Consider the following 15,301-nt stretch of genomic DNA (forward strand, 5'->3'; position numbering starts at 1 on the left):
CGTCAGGCCACCCGGCGATGCTGCCGGAAGAACTGCCACATCAGCCAGCTCGCGTCGGGGCCGATGTCGCTGTGATACTGCACGCTGGCATCGCCGCCGCTCCAGGCGTGGTCCAGCCCCGCCACTTCCACAAGCCGCACCAGATCGCGATTCCAGCGCCCGAAACGGGCCTCGCGATAGTCGCCGTCGGCCAGCGGGGGCGCGTCATTGGCGCAATCCATGCGGGTGCCCAGCTTGTCGTAGAGCCCGTTGTAGGCCAGGAACTGGCGCGCCAGCAGGCGGCCATTGACCGGGTTCACGGCGTCGTCGGTCATGCCATGGACGACGATGGCCGGCATCTCCGGCCCGCCCGGCGTCACGCCGGCGGCATCAAGCAGCAGCGCCGGCTCGGACTCTGCGCCATGGCGCATGGCCCGCAGCCCGGCACGCGGATTGTCGGCGGCACCGATCACGACGCCCGAATGCAAACCCACTGCAGCCACTTTCTCTGGATAGCGCAGCGCCACCACGGCCGCCATGGCCGCGCCGGCCGACAGGCCCGCCAGATAGATTTCACCCCGGCGGACGTCTGGCCGGGCAGCCAGTTCGTCGACCAGCATCGCCACGGCCTGCGCCTCGCGTCCGCCCTCGCCGGCGCCCAGGTCGAACCACTGCCAGCAACGGTGCACGGACCGGCGCAGCGGCTGCTGCGGATAGGCGACGATAAAGCCCTCGCGCTCCGCCAGCGCGTTCATGCGCGTGCCTGCGGCCAGGTCTTCGGGCGTCTGCTGGCAGCCATGGAGCATTACCACCACGGGCAACGCCCCCTTGGCGCCGGAAGGCATATAGAGCCGGTACGACAACTGCGGCACCAGTTCGCCCGGCATGGGCGCCAGTGCCAGCTTGTGGGACTGCCAGACGCCCGGCAGTTCGGCCGGGGCCGGGTCCAGTGGCCGGCGTGCAGCCGGCAGCGCCGGATCGAGACGCGCCAGCCAGGATCGGAATTGCTTCCCGGTGCGGTGCTGCGCACGGCCAATTTGCCGCAGTTGCGCATCCCAAACCGGAGAAAGGCTTTTGGCCATATGAGAACTCCTGCTCATCTAGGAACGAGTCCCCTCCTGTATTGTGCAACGCAGCATAGCACAGCCGGCGTGATGGATTGGGGGCATTGTCTGCAAGATGCAACATGAAATAGCGAAACAACGCCGACCGGCCGGTCGCCCTCACCCGATCGCGGGATGCCGGGCTCAAATTGCTTATCGCAGACGATAAAAGAATGCAGAACGATGCCCGATGAACGAAGTTGGCGGCGGCCTATACTCGGCAGTACGCCCCGAACCGGATCGATCCGCGCCGCGATGCCGCCGCAACTTTCCACCTCAAGCGCCCCATGCTGCACCCTTTGCCCGTTCCGTCCGGCGTGCAGGCTGGCCTGCGGCAATGCGGCATCGCTGATGCCGCGCACGGTCACGCTGCGCGCAGGTGACGTGCTCTACATACAGGGACGCGCCGCCCGCGCGGTCTATCCGATCCGCGCTGGCGGGGTGAAGCAGGTTTTCGAGACGGGGATTGGCTGGCGGCAGGTCAGCGGCTTCCTGCAACCCGGCGACGTATGCGGACTGGAAGCGCACGAGGCCGACGCCCACGACGCCACGGTCATCGCGCTGCAGGACACCGAATGCTGTGCGATTGCGGTGGAAACACTGCGGCCGATGCTGCGGGACGACCCCGGCATCCGCGCCGCCGTGGTGGCGATGCAGCGGCGCCACGCGCGCCGGCAGGCCGAGTTGCTGGTGGCGATCGGGTCGATGAAGGCGGCCCAGCGGCTGGCGATGCTGTTGCTGGACCTGGCGGCGGAACAGGCGCGCCGGGGCGTGGCGGACGGCGTGCTGACGCTGGCGATGACGCGCAACGACATCGCCAGCTATCTCGGCCTCACGCTGGAAACGGTTTCCCGGCTGCTGTCGCGCTTCGGCGCCGCCGGGCTGATCATCGTGCGGCAGCGCAAGCTCCGCATCGTCGATCCGGACGGGCTGGCCGCCGTGCATGCCGATGGCGACGCCGTCGCGGCGCCCGCACCGCCAGCGGCCGCCCAAGCGGGCCCTCCGGCTATTCCTTAGACACTTCCTGCCAGCCGTCGGGCGCGAACGTGCGGATGGCGCCGGCTCGGGCCGCCGTGCCCTTGCCCAGGTCGCGCTCGTAGAACCGCCGCTCGCTGTTGAGCATGAACGCATGCACGCCCGATTCGCCATAGCGGGCCGGCCACGCCACGAACGCGAACTTCGCATTGCTGCCCTTGGGCGGGGCGATGATCCGGTAGCGGTAGCCGTAGTACGCGTCGTCGGGCGGGGTCTCCGGGCCCATGGCCAGCGCGTCGGGCCCCAGCGGGCTGTCGTTGTCGGCCGAGGCGGACGGCCAGTACAGCCCGTTGGTCTTGCCCGGCGTACTAACCAGTTGCCGCGCGTAGCTGCCGTGGCCGACCTGCTCGGCATAGCGCTGCTGGGCGTCGGCCAGTTGCAGCAGCGTGTCCATGGCGACGATCTCGTTACGGCCGATGCGCCGCACGCGCACCTCGCGCTCGCCGGCCGCCAGGTCGAACTGCCAGCCAGCCTTGCGCCGGACGATCGGCACCGGAAACGTCCAGCCGCTGCCGCCCACTTCCACACTGGCCGCGTCGTCGCCGTCCTTGCGCACGGCATGGTGGCTGGCCCACGCGCCCAGGAAATCGTAAAGGTCCTGCTGGTCGAGTTGCGGCGGCACGATGCGGCGGTACTGCGCGCCAAGCACGCGCTGCAGCGCGTCGGGGTCGCTGCGGGCCACGCCGTCGCCCAGCGCGTCCATGGCGGCCTCGGGCGTCGGGAACACCTGCTGCGCCATCGCGGCCGGCGCGGCCAGCAGCGCCGCCACGGCCAGCACGCGCAACGCCTGCCATGCCCCGCCGATGCGGCCCGTTGTCTGGTTGCGCTTCATCGTTATCTCCGACCGTGACCGAAATGACCGCCGCCCCCGCCTCCGCCGCCGAAGTGGCCACCACCGCCGCCCGCGCCCTGGAAGCCGCCGCCCGTGCGTGCCGGCATCGCGCGCTGCGGCGTCTGGCCGGCGTTCACGCGTTGCAGGCTGCTGCCGCCGCGGCTGGCCTGCTGGCGCATCCGGTCGCCATTGCCGGCATCGCGGAATGCGTTGTTGCGATTGGTGTCGCGCGCCCGGTTGCGCGCCTCGTGCTGGTCCAGGCGCTGCCGGTCGGCGCCGGCGGGACGCGGGTTCTGTCCGCCGCCCTGGCGGTTGACCCCCGGTGCGTGATGGCCCGCGATCGACTGGCCGGTGCGGCCTTCGAACGATTGCGCGGCGCGCTCGCGTGCGGCGTCGCGGCTCTGGCGGTTCTGCACGCCGCCGCCGTCCTGGCCCAGCCGCCGCTGGCCCTGCACGCCGCCTTGCCCCGGGCGCTGGCGATTGGCCAGCCCCTGCTGCCGCTGCGCGTCGAAGCGGCTCGCGACATTCGGGTTGTTGTACGGGACGTTGCCGCGATGCGCGGCATTGTGCTGCCAGTTCACGTTGGCCCGGTTCACGTCGAGCCGCTGGTTCACGTTGATGTTGTTGTAGCGGTTGACGTTGATGTTCACGTCGTGGCCGCCCCAGTCGAACCCGCCCCAGAGCGCATCCACGGCCGCCACGCCAAGGCCGAAGCCGATGCCCGACACCAGCGCCGTGGCGAACACCGAGCCCGGCGGCGGCGGATAGTACGCGGGCGGATAGGCCGGATACGGCCACGTGCCATAGACCACGGTCGGGTTGTAGCTCGGCACGTAGACCACCTGCGGATTGGCCGGCTCGATCTGGACCACCGTGGTGCCGCCGGTCTGCTGCGTCACCACCTTCTGCTGCTCGGTGGTCTTCAGCGTGCCGGCCTGCTGGGCCTGCAGGCGCAGGCGCTGCACCGAATCCATGACGTCGTCGGGCTGCGCCAGGAAGGCGTCGCCCACGGACTGCACCCACTGCGGCTGGCGGCCCATCATGTCCATCACCGACGGAAAGGCCACCAGCGACTGCACGCTCGGGTCCCACGGCTCGCTGGCCACGGCCTTGGTGGCGGCATCGCCAGACAGGCTCGCGTTCGACTTCGACCACTGCGCGGCGGCCGCCACGTCGGCGGGATACGTCGACGCCATCAGCACCTGCGACAGCAGCGCATCGGGATAGAGCGCCACGGGCGCCAGCAGCTGGTCAAGCTGGGGCTTGTCGAGCCGGGCCTGCGCCCAGGCGCCGCCGGCGCCCGCCAGCAGGGTCAGCCCGAGCATCCAGGCCAGGATTCGTTGCACGCGCAACATGATCGCTCCTTCCATGACGAAAAACGACCACGGCTCGCCTGCCCGGCCGTCAGGCCCGGGCCGCGCCGGCTACTTGCGGGCCTGTGCGCACTGCTGCCGGTAGGTTTCCTCCAGCCGCTTGCGCTCGGGCGCGCGTTCCAGCGTGGAGTACTTGCGGCCGTCGGCCGTGGTCACCGTGGATTGTCCTTGCGACCACTGCGGCCCGGCGGGCAGCGCATTGATCTTGTCGAGCAACTGCCGGCAGTGTTCGCGCTGCGAGGTGCCCGGCGTACCGCCCGGATCGTCCACGGTGGACGTGGCGGGATCGAGCATGCGCGGCGGCAGCGGCGCGATCATCGGCGCCGACGGATCCGCCGGCGGCGTCTGCCCGTGGGCGGCGAGCGAAACCATGCATCCTGCTGCGGCGATGGCAGCGAAAACCTTTCTCACCAGAAACACTCCAGAATTCGATGGCAATGCCACGCATTGCCCGGGCGAAAAGCTGCGGCCCGCGCGGGCCGGCCCGGCGTCACGCGTCCGCCTTGCCGTTGCCACGCCTGCCGCCACGGTTGCGCAGCAGCTCCAGTTGCAGCAGCGCATCCGCAAGCATACTCTTGAGCCGCACGTTTTCTTCCTCCAGCTGGCGCAGGCGTCGCGTGTCGACGGCATCGCCCTGCCGCGGCGCGCCGTACCGGGCACGCCAGCCATAGAACGACGCATCGCTGAACCCGTAGCGCGCGCACAGCTCACGCACCGGCACGCCGCTCGCGGCCTCGGCCAGGTACATGCGGATCTGTTCCTCCGAATAGCGTCTGTTCACCGATGCCTCCGCTCGTCGGCTGCGGGTGCGGCGCACCCGGCAGCCTGCCGGTCACGCTGCCGATGGCGCGCTTGTGCAGCGCTTGTGTGCCGCTGGTGCCCGTAAGGTAGCCCACCCCCCGGACAAAAGGAATTCAGTGTCTTCGCGGGACGAGTTAAGCAAAAAAGAAAGGGCTTGCCGCTACGGCAAGCCTGCCTGCCGGGCGCGCGCCATGGTGGTGCCGACCCCCATATGGGGCAGCCGCCTCGGCTACGTCAAATTTTGTTTTTCCAACTTGGAACATTTCGTGCCCACGCCAGGTTCGGTCAGTCGCTTCAAACCATGCGGCGCGCGCCGTGCTGGCCACGACGCGCTGCATCCGGCGCGGGCGGACGGCCGCAAAACGCCCGTCCCATGCGGCATTCCGCCATGTCTGCATGTATGAACAACGCGTGCTAGCGCGGCGCGAACGTGTCGGTATCCAAACGTGTTCTAGTAGTTTTCTGAATGTTGTATTAAGCTTCCTTCGCATCAACTAAGTTTCAGAATGCCTGCAAGGCACGCCTCCTGGCGTAGCAGACAGGCGACCGGCGGCACGCCACGGCAACGTTTGCCGATGCGCGCGCCAGGCCGGGTCCGGGCCTGAGGAAGAGGAGCCACTGCCGCACCGCACATGCCTTCGACGCAGCGTCGAAGAAGCGCGGTTTCGTGGAGCAGTCCATGCGCAACACATGGACCGCAATGCCCGGGCGTATCGATTTGTCCCCGCCCCTTGTCGTAGTCGAGCTGTATTGGTCGCAGTCGTTGCGCGGTGTCGCCACCGGCCCTGGCCGGTGACGCCGCCTGAAGCTGTAATGCTTCGCCACAACAAGAAAAAACCAGAAGTCTCGGATCGGGAGAAGTCAGTATGCGGCATGTCAGCACCAAGCTATTGCATGTGTTCGTCCTGCTCATGGAGTACCGCGATCTCAGCGCGGTAGCGGCCTGCACCCAGGGCCGCATTCCAACCGTGGCCTACAGCCTGGCCCGCCTGCGCGAGATCACCGGCGACGCGCTGTTCGTCAAGCGCAACGGCACGCTGGAGCCCACGCCGCACGCGCTGCGGCTGGAGCGCACCGCGCGGCAGATCCTGGCGCGCTGGAACCAGCTGGTCCAGCCCCAGGATGCCGACGCCCTGCCGGCCAGCAGCGGCCGGCGCATCTCCATCGGCTTCTCGCCGTCCATCGGCGACCCTGTCATCACGGAAATCCTGACCGCGCTCTGCGAGCGCTTTCCGCGCGACAGCTTCATCACCCGCCCCGTGATCGCCGATGCGGCGCTGGGCGACTCGCTCGACACCGGCGACCTGGACTGCGCGTTCGTCGTCGACGGGGCCAACGTGCCGGACAGCGTCATCCCGCATAGCATCCTGGCCACGCCGCGCCGGCTGGTCAGCGCCGCGCGGGGCGCCAGCAAGGAAGAAGCCGAGACCGACTGGATCCTGCTGCAGGAAGACTGCGAGCGCCACAGCCCGCTGCATGCGTTTCTGGCGCGCCGGGCCAACACGCCTGGCCATCGCGAGACGGTGGTGCCGTCGTGGCACACGCAGATCACGCTGCTGCACGCGGCCGGCGGGGTCTGCCCGGTGCTCGACTTCAACGTGCCGCTGGTGACGCGCGACCGCAAGACACGGCTGCTGCCGCCGCCCGCGGCGTTCCCGGCCTGGGCCGCGCTGCATTTCTGGATGCCGCAGCGCGCGCCGGACCGCACCGCGCTGCGCGACATCATGGACGTGGGCGCATCGGTACTGCGCGACCCGCTCAAGGCCATCGACAGCCGCCACCACGCCGAGCACCGCCCCCGCCCGCTCGCCATCGCCTGACCCCGTCTGCCGGCGGGGCCTCGTCCCCGTCCGGCCAGCTCCGCGCGAATGCATGGTCGATCCATGCATTTTGCGAATCCTCTCACTCCCTTCATCGCCGCCGCGCATTAACCTCGCTGGGCATCGTTGCGTGGCGGGACTTACCCCATTTGGCCCGCACCGCCGCGAGGACGCAGTCATGCGTCGTTGCGCCGCACCGCCCCTGGGCGCGTGCGGCGCTTTTTTGACGTCAGCGGGCAGCCTAACGCTGAGCCTCGGGTACAGGACAGGAGTCGATGGATGACGTTGAGGATATTGCTGGCAGACGATCACCCCGTCATTACGGCGGCGATCGGAGCCAGATTGCAGTCGCAGACCGGGTGGGAGGTCTGTGGAGAGATTGCCACCGCCACCGAGCTGCTCCAGCAGACCGAACTGCTGCGCCCCGATGTGGTGGTGACCGATTTCCACATGCCCGGCCCGGCGCAGCTTGACGGCATGCGCCTGCTCACGGCCCTGCGGCGGCGATATCCGACCATGTCGATCATGGTGCTGACGATGATTACCAATCCGCTGGTGCTGCGGACCATCCTCGACGTGCGCGTGCAGGGGCTGCTGCTCAAGGACAGCCAGTTGCCGGAGATCGTCACGGCCATTGCCCGCGCGCAGCGGGGCTTCACCTATATCGGCAAGTCGGCACTGCGGGCGCTGGCCCCGGCCGAGGTGCGCACGATGGCGCCGCTGGGGCGCGACACGATGCAGCGCCTGTCCGCCCGCGAGATGGAGGTGCTGCGCCTGTACCTGACCGGCCGCACGGTCACCGAGATCGCCACCACGCTGTGCCGCAGCGTGAAGACCATCAGCCGCCAGAAGAACTGCGCCATGCACAAGCTGGGCGTCAGCAACGACCGCGAGCTGTTCGAGTGCGCGGCGCTGCAGGGCATGGTGCTGCCGCGATGCTGATGGCCATGCGGACCGCTCGTTATAATCGGCCGCGCCAGCCGGCCCGCCTCAGACCACCGCCGGGCGCTGGACGGCCCGCCACGATGCTTACACCCATGTCGCAACCTTCCTCCGCTCCCCTTGCCGCCCGCGCCCGCGCGGTGCCCACGCTGATGATCGCCGCGCCGGCGTCGGGCCAGGGCAAGACCACCGTGACCGCCGCGCTGGCGCGGCTCCATGCGCGCCAGGGGCGCCACGTGCGCGTGTTCAAGACCGGCCCCGACTTTCTGGATCCGACCCTGCTGGCAGCGGCCAGCGGTGCCCCGGTGCAGTCGATCGACCTGTGGATGACCGGCGAAGCCGACGCGCGCGCCCGCCTGGCCGAGGCAGCGGCGGAAGCGGACCTGATCCTGGTGGAAGGCGTGATGGGCCTGCACGACGGCACGCCAAGCAGCGCGGACGTGGCGCGGCTGTTCGGCCTGCCCGTGCTGGCCGTGATCCAGGCCGGCGCGATGGCCCAGACCTTCGGCGCGCTGGCCTATGGCCTGGCGCACTACGGCGACCCGTTCCACGCGATGCACGTGCTGGCCAACGGCGTCGGCAGCACGCGCCACGCAGACATGCTGCGCGAGAGCCTGCCGCCCGGCATCGCCTGGGCCGGCGCGCTGGCGCACGACGCGGCGGCCAGCCTGCCGGCGCGGCACCTGGGGCTGTTCAGCGCCGACGAACTGCCAGACCTGATGACGCGGCTCGACGTGCTTGCCGATGCCTTGGCGGCGCTGCCGCTGTCGCACCTGCCCGAGCCGGTGACGTTTGCCGGCGCCGCCATCGCGCCGCCGCCACGGCTGCTGGCCGGCAAGCGGATCGCCATCGCGCGCGACGACGCCTTCCGCTTCATCTATCCGGCCAACCTGGAAACCCTCGGCGCGCTGGGCGCGCACCTGGCGTGGTTCTCGCCGCTGCGGGACGCGGCGCTGCCGCCGTGCGACGCGGTCTGGCTGCCGGGTGGTTATCCGGAGCTCCATGCCGCCGCGCTGGCCGCCAACACGGCGATGCGGCAGGCGCTGCGCGACGCCTGCGCGCGCGGCGTGCCGATGCTGGCGGAATGCGGCGGGATGATGGCGCTGTTCGAGCAGTTGGTGGACAAGGACGGGACCAGCCATGCGATGGCCGGCGTGCTGCCGGGGACGGTCACGATGCAGCGCCGGCTGTCGGCGATCGGCCATCAATCCGTGACGATGCCCGGCACGGGCGAGGTACTGCGCGGCCACACCTTCCACTATTCGCGGGCGGCCACGTCATGGGCGCCGGCGGCGCGGGCCACGTCGCCGCGCGACGGCAGCCAGGGCGAGGCGGTGTACCAGGCCGGCAGCCTGACCGCGTCGTACGTCCACTTCTATTTCCCCTCGAACCCGGTGGCGGTGGCGCGGCTGTTCGGGGCGACGTAGCGGACGCCGTAGGGGCGGAAACGCTCAGGCGGCGTCGCGTTCGGTGCGGGCCACGGCGTCGGCGATGCCGGCCTCAAGCTGGGCAAGGCCCTTCGACAGGTTGTGCATCGTGGTGTCGGACACATTGGCCAGCACGTCCTGCAGGAACGCGGAGCGGCGCGGCAGGGCCTGGTCGACGATCTCGCGGCCCAGGTCGGTCAGCGTGACGTTGGTCATGCGGTTGTCGCGCTCGCTCGTGGAGCGCTCGATCCAGCCCAGCTCCTGCAGGGCCTTAAGCTGGCGCGTCAGCGCGCCGGGGTCCATGCCCACGCGGTCGGCCAGCGGCTTTTGCGCGATCGGGCCCTCGTGGCCGTGCAGGGCAAACAGAATGCGCCAGCGCGGCAACGGATGCCCGATACGCTGTTCGAACGCGGCGGCATAGGCGCGGTAGGTGCGTCCGAACTGTTGCAGCACGGCCAGGCTTTGTCGCTCCAGTTCCAAATCCAGTCTCCAGTTTGGCGAATGTCAGTCCGCGGCCATCACGGGCTCATGTACCCGGACCAGCTTGATCGGCGGCACGCGGCGTACCCGCCAGATGCCCACCAGGGCCGCGACGGCCGCCAGCAGCAGGCCCAGATGGATGGCGCTCACCAGCGACACCCGCGCCTGCTCCAGCAGCAGGGCTCCATTGTGCCCTGCCTGCTGCAGGTTGGTCAGCAATTCCACCTGCGCGGCCTTGTCGATCAGGATCTGGGGGTCGGTCAGCCGGCCGGCCCAGTCCGTCGCATGGGCCGAGGCCAGCGACGCGTTGACGCCGGCGGTATAGCTGCGCGTGACCAGCGTGCCGACCAGCGCCGTGCCGACCATCCCGCCCACCATGCGCAGTGACTGCAACATGGCGGTGGCAATGCCCAGGTGCGAGCGGCCGGCCGTCTGCTGCGCGAAAACGGTCAGGTTGGGCAGCACGAACCCCAGGCCCAGCCCCGCGCAGAGCATGATCGCGAGCAGCAGATTGTGATGCATGCCGCGCGTGGCCTGCGACAGGCCCAGCAGCGCCAGCGCCAGCATCGCAAAGCCGGCGTAGAGCATGCTGTTTGGCTGCGGGATGCGCGTGATGATCCGCCCGTTGACGATGCTGCCCACGGTGATGCACACCACCAGCGGCGTGACCAGCAGGCCCGCCTGCTTCGGCGAATAGCCGAACCCGCCCTGGAACAGCAGCGGCGCATAGAGCAGCAGCGCGAACATCGTGAAACCGCCCAGCACGCCGAGCACGAACAGCGGCGCCAGCGCGGGATTGCGGAACATGTCGAGCGGCAGGATCGGGTTTTCGCAGCGGTGCGACCACTGCCAGAGCGCCGCAAACGACGCACACGACAGCAGCATCAGCCCGCACGTCACAAGGTCAAAGCCGCGCTCGGGCAGCCATTCCACCGAAAGTTGCAGGCTGCCCAGGCCCACCGCGATCAGCAGCGCGCCGAACCAGTCGATCCGCACCGGCCCCTCGTGCCGCTGCTGCCGCAGGTGCGGCAGGTAGCGCCAGGCGAACACCAGCCCCAGCAGCCCCACCGGCACATTGATATAGAACACGGCGCGCCAGCCGTACCACTCGGTCAGCAGGCCGCCCAGCGACGGCCCCACCGCGTTGGCGATGCCGAACGCGGTGCTCATCAGCACCTGCCAGCGCAGCCTGACGTGGGAATCGGGAAAGAGGTCCGGCACGCACGCGAACGCGGTGCCCACCAGCATCCCGCCGCCAATGCCCTGCAGCGCCCGCGCGGCCACCAGGAACGGCATGCTCGTGGCCATCCCGCACAGCACGGACGCGGCCAGGAACACGATGATCGACGCCAGCACGAACGGCTTGCGCCCGTAGTAGTCGCCAAGCCTGCCGAACACCGGCACGGTGACGACCGACGTCAGCAGGTAGGCCGTGGCCACCCAGGCGTAGTACTCGAACCCCTGCAGCTCGGCCACCACGGTCGGCAGCGCCGTGGACACCACGGTCTGGTCCAGCGCCACCAGCATCACGACGAACGCGATACCGAGCATCGCCAGCAGCGACTCCCGAAACGGCAGCACCTGCCCGGCATTGCCAGTCAGTGGCTCATGCTCCACACCACGCGATTCCGATGCCATTTTCTATTGCCCGATCAATCATTGCTCAATCAACGATTCAGGAATTATAGGGCGGGCGATGCCGTCCTGCAGGAGATTTTTGGCGCTTTTCCGATGTCAATCTGGATCGGTGCGATCATGGCACCGGACATCCCTTACCAGGAGGTGGCATGAAGCCAGTGACGTTGATAGGGGCGCCGACCGACGTGGGCGCGAGCATCCGCGGGGCGTCGATGGGGCCGGACGCGCTGCGCGTGGCAGACATCGCCGGCGCGCTGACCCGCACCGGGCTGCAGGTCCACGACCTTGGCAACCTGGGCGGGCCGGGCAACCCCTGGCAGCCACCGGTCGATGGCATGCGGCACCTGCAGGAAGTGCTGGCGTGGAACGAGCAGGTGTTCGAGACCGCCTACGCGACGCTGGCGGCCGGCCACATGCCGCTGCTGATGGGCGGCGATCATTGCCTGGCCATCGGGTCGGTCAGCGCGGCGGCGCGCCACTGCCGCGAGCAGGGCAAGAAGCTGCTGGTGCTGTGGCTGGACGCCCATGCCGATGCCAATACCGGCAGCACCAGTCCCACCGGCAACATCCACGGCATGCCGGTGGCCTGCCTGTGCGGCGACGGCCCGGCGCCGCTCACGGCCCTGAGCGGCGTCACGCCGGCCATGTCGGCCCAGCAGATCCGGCAGGTGGGCATCCGCAGCGTGGACGCCGAGGAAAAGCTGCGCCTGCGCGAGCTGGGGCTGACCGTCTACGACATGCGCTATATCGACGAGAACGGCATGCGCCAGACCATGGAGCGCGCGCTGGCCGGCATCGACGCCGACACCCACCTGCATGTCAGCTTCGATGTCGACTTCCTGGACAGCCAGATCGCGCCCGGCGTAGGCACGCCCGTGCGGGGCGGCCCCACCTACCGCGAGGCGCACCTGGCACTGGAGATGATCGAGGACACCGGCGCGCTCGGCTCGCTCGACGTGCTCGAACTGAATCCCGCGCGCGACGTGCACAACCAGACGGCCGAACTGGTGGTGGAACTGCTGGAGAGCCTGTTCGGCAAGTCGACACTGTAGTCACGCGGCGCCAGCGCCGGCCGGATAGCGGAACGGGTCGCACCCGGTGTCGCGGTCGTAGACCCGCTCGCCGGCCACATACGTGGCGCGCACGGCGCGGTCGTCGCCCAGCGTCATCAGCACGAACAGTTGCTCGACGATGTCGTTGCAGTAGCCGCTGCGGAACGCCAGCAGCGGCGTGGCGTTGCGGTCCAGCACGACCAGATCGGCCTCGAAGCCCGGCGCGATGGTGCCGATCGTGTCGTCCAGGTACAGCGCCTCGGCGCTGCCGCGCGTGGCCAGGTAGTAGGCCTGGATGGCGTTGAGCCGCGTGCCGTTCATCGCCGCCACCTTGTACGCCTCGTTCAGCGTCTGGAGCTGGCAGAAGCTGGTGCCGGCGCCGATGTCGGTGCCCAGCCCCACGCGCACGGGCCGCTTGGCCAGCCGCGCATCGAACAGCCGGAACAGGCCGCTGCCCAGGAACAGGTTCGACGTCGGGCAATGGGCCAGCGCGGCGCCGGTCTGGTGGCACAGCGCAAAGTCCTGCTCGGTCAGGTGGATGCCGTGCCCGTAGACCGACCGCGCGCCGACGATGCCCGCGTGGGCGTAGACGTCCAGGTAGCCACGGCGCTCGGGGAACAGCGACATCACCCAGTCGATCTCGGCCAGGTTCTCGCACAGGTGCGTCTGCACGTAGGCATCGGGATACGCTTCGCGCAGCGCGCCGCAGGCCTGGAGCTGGGCGTCGGTGCTGGTGGGCGCAAAGCGCGGCGTGATGCAGTAGTGCTGGCGGCCCCGTTTGTGCCAGCGCTCGATCAGCGCCACGCTGTCGCGGTAGCCGGTCTCGGCGGTGTCCAGCAGCGCGGGCGGCGCGTTGCGGTCCATCATCACCTTGCCGGCGATCATCCGCGTGTTGAAGCGGGCCGACTCCTCGAAGAAGGCGTCCACCGACTGCGGATGCACGGTGCAATAGACCATGGCCGTGGTGGTGCCGCTGCGCAGCAGTTCGCGCAGGAACACGCGGGCCACGCCCTGCGCGTGCGCCGCGTCGGCAAACTGTTGCTCGGCCACGAAGGTGTACTTGTCGAGCCATTCGAGCAACTGTTCGCCGTACGCGGCCACCATCTGGGTCTGCGGATAGTGGATATGGGTGTCGATGAAACCCGCGCTGACGATGCCATCCGCATAGTGCGTGACGGGCGTGCCGGCCGGCAGACGCTGGCGTACCGTCTCTGCCGGGCCGAAGTCGCGGATGCGGCCGGCGTCGATCACGATCAGCGCGTCGGGCTCGTAGACCAGGCAGGACGCGGGCTCCTGCAGGAACGGGTCGCCGCGGAACGTCACCGCGGCGGCGCGGATGGCGGAGATGGCCATGTCGGTTGCTCCCTCTCTAAGGCTGTCCGTCCGTGGCGGCGGCCGGCGCCGGGTACGTCTCGCGCATCAGCAGCGCCAGCACCAGCGCCACCACCAGCGCCGCCACGATGGGCACCGCGGCGTACTGGGCCAGCGCCAGCGTGTGGGCCGGCAGGCCGTGGGCCTCGCCCAGTGCCACGCGCGCACCGGGCCGCGCGATCATGATGCCGCCGGCGATGAAGGCCAGGCCGTTGACGAACGCGGCCGACGTGCCGATCAACTGCGGCGGCACCACATCGGCGGCACTGCTGAATGTCAGCATATGCGCCGCGTTGGCAAAGCCAAAACAGAAACTGAGCACCAGCACCAGCCACACGGGCACGCCCGGCACGTAGAGCGTCACGCCGGCGCACACAAGCTGCACGACGCAGCCGGCGATGATCGGCAGCTTGCGCCGGTGGATGCGGTCAGACCACGCGGGCACGACCAGGCAGCCGGCCGCCAGCCCGAGCCACAGCAGCGACGCGCTGAACGCCGCCAGCTCCGGCGACGCGCCGCGCACCGCCATCAGCTTGGGCATCCACACCACCCCGGCGGCCAGCAGGCTGCCGAACAGCGCCGCGCAGATCAGCGCCGACACCCAGACGTGGCCGTTGCGCGCCACATCGGCCAGCGCCGACAGCACCGACCGCACGAACGCCACCGGCCCCTGGCCCGACGACGGCACCGGCGTGGGATTGCGCAGGTACGCGAACGCCAGCAGGGCCAGCACCACGCCGGCGGCGCCAACGTAGTTGAACAGCGTGCGCCAGTCCATCCGCTCCAGCGCGAACTGGAGCGCGTTGACCGAGAACGCCGACGACAGCGACGCGCAGAACTGCACCAGCCCGAACATGAAGCTGAAGCGCGCCATGCCGAACCACTGCCCGCCGATGTAGCCGCCGCCCACGAAGCCCGTGCACGCACCCACGGCCATGACGAACTGCGACAGCACCAGCATGCCGTAGCTCTCCGCATTGGCGAACAGGAAGACGCCGGCCATGACCAGGACGACCGACGCCGGCAGCACCTTGTGCGCGCCGAGCCGGTCCAGCAGCGCGCCGCCGAAGAACTGGCAGACGGCGAACACCCATGTGTAGACGGCGGCGATGGTGCTCACCTGCGTCACGCTGAGCGACACGTCGCGCGCGATGTCGGGGTTGACGATCGAATAGCCGGTCTGCACGCTGAACAGGTAGATCACGAACAGGACCGAGAGCGCCCAGACCCACCAGGCGTGGGCCCCGCCCAGTTGCACGGGCCGGACCGGGGAAATCGATGCGGATTGCGTGGGTGCCATCAGTCGCCTCCTTCGATACCATCGGATGCGTTGACTATCGTGCACAGGCAGGCGTCACCGAAGTGAAATCTTTCGGGGAACAGGGGTCCGCGGTATTCCACCGCGTTTATGTCGATACCGCTCTGACGCCGCAGACAGGGCGCGCGCA

General features: G+C 69.3%; 14 protein-coding genes. 5 read left to right on the top strand and 9 right to left on the bottom strand.

Going from position 1 to position 15,301, the window contains the following annotated elements; all coding sequences use genetic code 11:
- Positions 1 to 2: 2 nt before the first annotated feature.
- A complete protein-coding gene (locus tag EHF44_RS20110) occupies positions 3 to 1,061 on the bottom strand; it encodes an extracellular catalytic domain type 1 short-chain-length polyhydroxyalkanoate depolymerase (protein ID WP_124685498.1) in 1,059 nt (352 codons plus the stop codon).
- 372 nt (positions 1,062 to 1,433) lie between these two features.
- Here EHF44_RS20110 and EHF44_RS20115 point away from each other — a divergent pair, with 372 nt between their 5' ends.
- Positions 1,434 to 2,099: a Crp/Fnr family transcriptional regulator gene (locus tag EHF44_RS20115; RefSeq protein ID WP_253700266.1), complete on the top strand. Its 666-nt coding sequence runs from the start codon at positions 1,434 to 1,436 to the stop codon at positions 2,097 to 2,099.
- On the opposite strand, the gene EHF44_RS20120 is transcribed toward EHF44_RS20115, so the two are convergent.
- From EHF44_RS20120 to EHF44_RS20135, 4 genes are all read right to left on the bottom strand, one after another.
- Positions 2,089 to 2,949: a DUF2950 domain-containing protein gene (locus EHF44_RS20120; RefSeq protein ID WP_124685500.1), complete on the bottom strand. Its 861-nt coding sequence runs from the start codon at positions 2,947 to 2,949 to the stop codon at positions 2,089 to 2,091. The two genes, EHF44_RS20115 and EHF44_RS20120, sit on opposite strands and share 11 nt — an antisense overlap.
- A gap of 2 nt (positions 2,950 to 2,951) precedes the next feature.
- On the bottom strand, positions 2,952 to 4,304 hold the full coding sequence (locus EHF44_RS20125) for a DUF3300 domain-containing protein (RefSeq protein ID WP_124685501.1): 1,353 nt from the start codon (positions 4,302 to 4,304) through the stop codon (positions 2,952 to 2,954).
- Positions 4,305 to 4,373: 69 nt separating this feature from the next.
- A complete protein-coding gene (locus EHF44_RS20130) occupies positions 4,374 to 4,694 on the bottom strand; it encodes a hypothetical protein (protein WP_124685502.1) in 321 nt (106 codons plus the stop codon).
- 118 nt (positions 4,695 to 4,812) lie between these two features.
- Complete coding sequence (locus EHF44_RS20135; RefSeq protein ID WP_124685503.1) at positions 4,813 to 5,103, bottom strand: transposase; 291 nt, start codon at positions 5,101 to 5,103, stop codon at positions 4,813 to 4,815.
- 886 nt (positions 5,104 to 5,989) lie between these two features.
- On the opposite strand from EHF44_RS20135, the gene EHF44_RS20140 reads away from it, so the two are divergent.
- The 3 genes from EHF44_RS20140 (at position 5,990) to EHF44_RS20150 (ending at position 9,312) form a co-directional block, all read left to right on the top strand.
- Positions 5,990 to 6,943: a LysR family transcriptional regulator gene (locus tag EHF44_RS20140; protein WP_124685504.1), complete on the top strand. Its 954-nt coding sequence runs from the start codon at positions 5,990 to 5,992 to the stop codon at positions 6,941 to 6,943.
- A gap of 279 nt (positions 6,944 to 7,222) precedes the next feature.
- Positions 7,223 to 7,885 (top strand): response regulator, encoded by a 663-nt coding sequence (locus EHF44_RS20145; RefSeq protein WP_124685505.1) that lies wholly within the window; start codon positions 7,223 to 7,225, stop codon positions 7,883 to 7,885.
- Positions 7,886 to 7,980: 95 nt separating this feature from the next.
- Entirely contained in the window at positions 7,981 to 9,312 is a 1,332-nt protein-coding gene (locus EHF44_RS20150) for a cobyrinate a,c-diamide synthase (protein WP_253700268.1), read from the top strand.
- A gap of 24 nt (positions 9,313 to 9,336) precedes the next feature.
- Here the strand turns inward: EHF44_RS20150 and EHF44_RS20155 are convergent, their stop codons facing one another.
- Complete coding sequence (locus EHF44_RS20155) at positions 9,337 to 9,792, bottom strand: MarR family winged helix-turn-helix transcriptional regulator (protein ID WP_124685506.1); 456 nt, start codon at positions 9,790 to 9,792, stop codon at positions 9,337 to 9,339.
- 24 nt (positions 9,793 to 9,816) lie between these two features.
- Positions 9,817 to 11,430, bottom strand: coding sequence for an MFS transporter (locus tag EHF44_RS20160; protein ID WP_253700270.1), 1,614 nt, complete (start codon positions 11,428 to 11,430; stop codon positions 9,817 to 9,819).
- A 149-nt stretch (positions 11,431 to 11,579) separates the two neighbouring features.
- Between EHF44_RS20160 and rocF the strand changes: the two genes are divergently transcribed.
- The gene (rocF, locus tag EHF44_RS20165) at positions 11,580 to 12,482 is read left to right on the top strand and encodes an arginase (RefSeq protein ID WP_124685507.1); all 903 of its coding nucleotides are present in this window, start codon (positions 11,580 to 11,582) and stop codon (positions 12,480 to 12,482) included.
- Here the strand turns inward: rocF and guaD are convergent, their stop codons facing one another.
- Both guaD and EHF44_RS20175 read right to left on the bottom strand, forming a co-directional pair.
- On the bottom strand, positions 12,483 to 13,835 hold the full coding sequence (guaD, locus tag EHF44_RS20170; protein WP_124685508.1) for a guanine deaminase: 1,353 nt from the start codon (positions 13,833 to 13,835) through the stop codon (positions 12,483 to 12,485).
- A 16-nt stretch (positions 13,836 to 13,851) separates the two neighbouring features.
- Positions 13,852 to 15,153: an MFS transporter gene (locus tag EHF44_RS20175; protein ID WP_124685509.1), complete on the bottom strand. Its 1,302-nt coding sequence runs from the start codon at positions 15,151 to 15,153 to the stop codon at positions 13,852 to 13,854.
- Positions 15,154 to 15,301 lie beyond the last annotated feature (148 nt).

Source organism: Cupriavidus pauculus, from assembly GCF_003854935.1.
Lineage (GTDB): Bacteria > Pseudomonadota > Gammaproteobacteria > Burkholderiales > Burkholderiaceae > Cupriavidus > Cupriavidus pauculus_C.